The following is a 2,129-nucleotide window of genomic DNA, read 5'->3' on the forward strand; positions in this document are numbered from 1 at the left end:
TGATCCTGATATAGGTGAAATAGAATGGACTCCTAAAAATATATTAATGGTTACGGCAGCATCAGTTTTTATGCTTTCAGGAATTTGGTATGGGAACTATCGTTCTGTAAAGATGCTTGAAGAGAAGAAAGCTAAATTTTATGCAATGACCCTAAAAGAACTTGGAGAATATATTATTGAAAAAAACAGTGGTGTCGTCAAAATCGATATGATTACGAAGGTGAAAGGGATTTATATGAAAGATAATAAACTTATCTTTCCTTATCATGTAACTGACGGCTTTTTAAGTAAATTATCTACGGAGATAAAAGGTGGGGAAGACAGCATGAAACAGTATCTTCAAGAAGATACGATAGAAGAGGATTGCAGTAAAACAGCATTTCGAATCTTCCTTGATAAAGGTGGTATCATGTATTATGAATACTATTTGGTGAAAGATGAAATAAAAACTTTTCTGTTTTCATTTGAAAATACTTTTTCAATGTGTAAAGATATTGCTGCCTCTTAAAATTTGACAAAATCATAAAAAATAGTTAATATTGTACTAAATTAAGTACTAAAAAGGATATTTAATATGACTCAGATTTTATCCAACTATTCTGCCAGTATCTCTGAACTCAAAAAAAGTCCCTCTTCGCTCATAGAAGCGGCAGGAGGTGAGGCGGTTGCTATACTCAACCATAACAAACCCAGTGCCTACCTCGTACCCAGTGAGCTGTATGAGAAGATGATGGATATCATCGATGATTATTATTTGACGCAGGAAGTAAGAGAGACTGAATGATGGTGAAGTAGCTATTGAAGTGGATTTAGATGAACTTTAGAACCTATAGTCGATTAGATTAAAAAAGAGAAATGATGTCAACCCTGAAAATATCAAACACCGTCACCCTCGATGAGAACGACATAGAGATCTCCGCCATACGTGCGCAGGGTTCGGGTGGGCAGAAGGTCAATAAGGTCTCTGCGGCGATCCATCTTCGTTTTGATATCGCTGCCTCATCACTCCCAGAGTTTTATAAAGAGAAATTGCTCGAACTCAAAGACAAGCGTGTTACCAAAGAGGGTATCATCGTCATCAAGTCACAGCAGCACCGCAGTCAGGAGCAGAACAGAGAAGAGGCGCTGAAGCGTCTGGTAGAGCTCATCAAGCGTGTGAATGTGGTGCCCAAAAAACGGGTGCCTACCAAACCGACCAAAGGCTCTGTCTATAGACGGCTACAAGCAAAAAAGAAACACTCCGGAAAGAAGCGTTTACGTAGGAAAGTGGAGAGGGAAGAATAGATGTTTGCATTTGTAGGGGCAATCCCTTGTGGTTGCCCGTGAACGGAGAGGATGTTGTGGTCTTAAAGGGTAACCACGAGGGTTACCCCTACGGGTTGGATTGGAATTTTGTTTCCACATGATGGTTGCTTCTTTGATAAAACAAAAGCTATAATCACAAAAAGGAACTTCATGCTCATACGCAACGGAAAGATACAGTTTCTTTTCTGGACGGCTTTTTTTTCGGTGATCTTTCTTGTCTGGATCATGGTGACAGGGTTTGTAACATTCATTTTACCTGAGCATCCTCCTTCGCCGATGCCGCAGCACATCGTCAAGCTGATGTTCGTGCTGTATGGTCTGCTTGCCGTACTTTTGTGGGCTGGGACGATGACAGCGATCATGATAGACAACACGTTCTACCGAAAAGTATTTGGTGGACTGGTGATGCTGGCGTTTTTGAACATTATGGTAGCCAAGAGTCTGTTTGGTTAAGTCTCTTTTGTCTGTTCTTTGGAGATACCCATATACAGGTCGTAGTTCTCTGCATAATTCTCAAGATTCTCTTCGAGCATGGAGCTGTACTGTCCTATGAAGTAGTCCATAAGCTCCTTTTTCTTTGTGATCATCTCTTCACCACTTTGGAAGCCGGCTGCAGCGAGCCATGCACTAAAACGGGCTGCAGCGTAGAGCAGAGAATTGTTGACCAGACCCGGTTGGATTTTCTGTGTGATATGCTCGTTGGCAAGTGAAATATGTGCATCAGCTCTTTCAAAGAACTTTTCATCCAACTGTTGTTGTGTTATTTCTGACATGATATATCCTTTTTTTGCCATTGTACTCTGTATACTATTAATCTCTTCCTG

5 protein-coding genes are annotated in these 2,129 nt (G+C 40.6%); 4 read left to right on the forward strand and 1 reads right to left on the reverse strand.

Annotated features, from left to right (window positions below):
* From AC3WVG_RS11455 to AC3WVG_RS11470, 4 genes are all read left to right on the forward strand, one after another.
* The coding region (locus AC3WVG_RS11455; protein WP_488798251.1) for a hypothetical protein at positions 1-508 on the forward strand (508 nt) is incomplete at its 5' end.
* 66 nt (positions 509-574) lie between these two features.
* On the forward strand, positions 575-784 hold the full coding sequence (locus tag AC3WVG_RS11460; protein ID WP_488798252.1) for a type II toxin-antitoxin system Phd/YefM family antitoxin: 210 nt from the start codon (positions 575-577) through the stop codon (positions 782-784).
* Between the two features lie 71 nt (positions 785-855).
* Positions 856-1,284: an alternative ribosome rescue aminoacyl-tRNA hydrolase ArfB gene (gene arfB / locus AC3WVG_RS11465; RefSeq protein WP_488798253.1), complete on the forward strand. Its 429-nt coding sequence runs from the start codon at positions 856-858 to the stop codon at positions 1,282-1,284.
* A gap of 171 nt (positions 1,285-1,455) precedes the next feature.
* Entirely contained in the window at positions 1,456-1,758 is a 303-nt protein-coding gene (locus tag AC3WVG_RS11470; protein ID WP_488798254.1) for a hypothetical protein, read from the forward strand.
* Here the strand turns inward: AC3WVG_RS11470 and AC3WVG_RS11475 are convergent.
* A partial coding sequence (locus AC3WVG_RS11475) for a DUF3144 domain-containing protein (protein ID WP_488798255.1) occupies positions 1,755-2,129 on the reverse strand: 375 nt, incomplete at its 5' end. The genes AC3WVG_RS11470 and AC3WVG_RS11475 overlap by 4 nt on opposite strands.

This window comes from Desulfovulcanus sp., assembly GCF_982781345.1.